The sequence below is a fragment of the Mesorhizobium sp. M1A.F.Ca.IN.020.06.1.1 genome, from assembly GCF_004023265.1.
Lineage (GTDB): Bacteria > Pseudomonadota > Alphaproteobacteria > Rhizobiales > Rhizobiaceae > Mesorhizobium.
This window is the reverse complement of the sequence record NZ_RZSR01000837.1, coordinates 1-2,681: the sequence shown is the minus strand read 5'-3', so window position 1 is coordinate 2,681 and position 2,681 is coordinate 1. Positions and strand designations below refer to the sequence as shown.

Here is a 2,681-nt window from a genome sequence, read left to right as displayed (position 1 = left end):
CTGGTGGCCGTAGGAAAGCTGGCCGGCCGGGGTGCCGGCGCGGTCGGCGAGGCCGGTGCGTTCCAGCGCCGCCATGACGCCGCTCCTCACCTGCCCCTTCGAGCGGCCGTCGGTCAGCGTGCGCTGCACCGGCAACGCGACATTGTCGTAGGCCGTGAGATTGGCGAAGACGCTGGTGATCTGGAAGGTGTAGGCAACGCCGAGGCGAACCCTTTTGTAAGCCGGCATGGTCGTGATGTCGGCGCCGTCGAAGACGATCATGCCGGAGGAGGGTTGGATGCGGCCGCTGAGCAGACTGACGAAAGTTGTCTTACCGGCGCCATTGGGGCCGATGATGGCGCGGATTTCGCCCGGCATCAGCGCGAAATCGACGCCGTCGACGGCGCGCAAGCCCCCGAAACGGCGCAAAAGACCCTTGGTGGTGAGCAGCGGCATCACGGCAACCATCCGAGCCAGCGCTGGCGGACGCTGCCCAGAACGCCCTTCGGAAAGAAGAGCACCAGCAGGATCAGCGCCACGCCGACGATCAAAAGATAGGCGGAGGTGAAGCCGCTGGTGATGTCGGTGACATAATACATGAACAGCGTGCCGATGAGCGGCCCGAGAATGGTCGCGGCGCCGCCGAGCAGCACCCAGAGCAGTGGCAGGATCGAATACTGCACCGACGCGAAGCTCGATCCAATATAGCCGAACAGCAGCGCATAAGCCGCACCGGACGCGGCGCAGATGGCGCCTGAGGCAATGACGGCGACGAGCTTGTTGGCGACGGTGTCGTAGCCCAGCATCTTCGTGCGCTCCTCATTCTCGCGAATGGCGACCAGCACGCGGCCGAAGCGGGAGCGAACGATAACAAGCGTGATGAGCAGCACGACCGAGAACAGCGCCAGAGCGCTCATGTAGCGCACAGTCGGATTGGTCAGGTCGAGCGATGCGCCGCCGATCGCGATTATTCTCGACGGCTGCTGGATGACAAGGCCCTGGTCGCCGCCGGTCCAGGCGGCGAAATAAAGGATGAGCAGATAGAAGACCTGCGCGAACATCATGGTGACGATCATGAAGGCCACACCCGATGTGCGCAGCGCGAGCAGGCCGATGACCAAGGCAAGCATGGCGCCGCAGGCAACCCCGGCGACGAAGGCTTCCGGCACGCCCCAGCCCAATTGATAGACAGCCAGCCCGGCACCATAGAGGCCGGCCGAGAAGAACATGGCGTGACCGAGGCTGAGCAGGCCGACATAGCCGAAGAGCAGGTTGTAGCCCATGGCGAAGACGGCAAGCGCCATGATGCGCGCGAACAGGCCCTGATGATAATCGGGCAGGACGAAATTCAGCGCGAACAGGAGCGCGATGACGCCGATATGCAGCGCGTAGGTCTTCGCGGGGGAAGCATCCTTCATCGCGCCGCCGTCCCGAACAGGCCTTGCGGCCGGAACACCAGCACCATGGCGACCACCAGCGTGGCGATGATCTTGGCCAAGGTCGGCGAGAAGAACACCGAGACGATGCCGTCGGAGAGGCCGATCAGGATGGCGGCGACCACCGTGCCACGCAATGAGCCGAGGCCGCCGATGATGACGACGATGAAGGACAACAGCAGCGGGTCCTGCCCCATCAGGTAATGCGCCTGGCTGATCGGCACGATCAGCACCGCCGCGATTGCCGCCAGCATGGCGCCGATGGCGAACACGCCGGCATAGACGCGCTCGACCGGGATGCCGAAGGCCTGCGCCGTCTCGCGGTCATACTGGGTGGCGCGCATGATCAGGCCGATTTTCGTCCGTGTCAGCACCAGCCAGGTGATCACCAGCAGAACCGCGGAGGCGGCAATGACCGAAAGCTTGTAGCCTGAATAGCCGAACCACGGCAGCAGGATGCGGTAATTGAAGGGTGGCTCGACCGGGCGCGCTTCCGGGCCGTAGAAGGTCAGCGCCAGTTGCTGGATGATATAGAGCATGCCGATGGTGGCGACGATGGTGCCTTCGGGATTGTAGTTCAGCCGGCGCAGCACCAGCCATTCGGCAAGAAACGCGACCAGCCCGACCAGCAACGGCGCGATCACCAGCGCGGCGACGAAGCCGATAGCGGGATGGCCGGAAATCGCCGTCGAGATCGCCCAGGCAAGCACGGCGCCCAGCATGAAGAACTCGCCATGCGCGACATTGACGATGCGCATGACGCCGAACACCAGCGACAGGCCAAGCGCCGTCAGCGCCAGCACGGCGGACGTGACGAGGCCTTCCAGGGCGGCGAGCAGGAGGTGGGGTCCGAAGTGCATGGGCTAGATACCGGCGGATGCGCGAGGCACCCCCCACTGCCCTGCCGGACTGTCCGGCAGGACAGAGGGGGGTGGCTTGGCGCTCACGCTCGGTGAAACGTCGAAGCTCACAGCGCTTGCGTCGTGTAATCCCCTTCCGGCTCGTAGAGGCCGTCCTCGATCTTGGTCTTGTGGACGACCTTCAGCTTGCCGCCTTCGACCTTGGAGATGTTCTGGATGCCGAAGCATTGGTGGATCTTGCCGTTAAAGGTTTTCGGACCCTGCGGATGCTCCGGCCCTTCGGCGAATTCCTTCAGCGCTTCGGTTGCCTCGACCAGCTTGGCGCGGTCTTCCGGCCCCTTATAGCCGGCATCCTCCATCGCCTTCTTGATGACATAGAGCGTCTCCCAGCAGCCGAACATGTGGG

Annotated in this window: 3 protein-coding genes and 1 pseudogene; all 4 read right to left on the bottom strand. The window is 64.0% G+C overall.

Annotated features, from left to right (window positions below; translation table 11 throughout):
• Nucleotides 1-438, bottom strand: a 438-nt coding sequence (locus EOA60_RS27760) for an ATP-binding cassette domain-containing protein (protein WP_128312227.1), incomplete at its 3' end; no start/stop codon positions are given.
• On the bottom strand, nt 435-1,397 hold the full coding sequence (locus tag EOA60_RS27755) for a branched-chain amino acid ABC transporter permease (RefSeq protein ID WP_095825558.1): 963 nt from the start codon (nt 1,395-1,397) through the stop codon (nt 435-437). The genes EOA60_RS27755 and EOA60_RS27760, both read right to left, overlap by 4 nt.
• Nucleotides 1,394-2,275, bottom strand: coding sequence for a branched-chain amino acid ABC transporter permease (locus EOA60_RS27750; protein ID WP_095799109.1), 882 nt, complete (start codon nt 2,273-2,275; stop codon nt 1,394-1,396). Before EOA60_RS27750 ends, EOA60_RS27755 begins: the two co-directional genes overlap by 4 nt.
• A gap of 107 nt (nt 2,276-2,382) precedes the next feature.
• Nucleotides 2,383-2,681 (bottom strand): annotated as a pseudogene (locus EOA60_RS27745) (ABC transporter substrate-binding protein); the annotation flags it as partial.

Bases quoted from the DNA above. Each gene is read 5' to 3' on its own strand.
- EOA60_RS27755 (WP_095825558.1), bottom strand. From the start codon at position 1,397: ATGAAGGATGCTTCCCCCGCGAAGACCTACGCGCTGCATATCGGCGTC.
- EOA60_RS27750 (WP_095799109.1), bottom strand. From the start codon at position 2,275: ATGCACTTCGGACCCCACCTCCTGCTCGCCGCCCTGGAAGGCCTCGTC.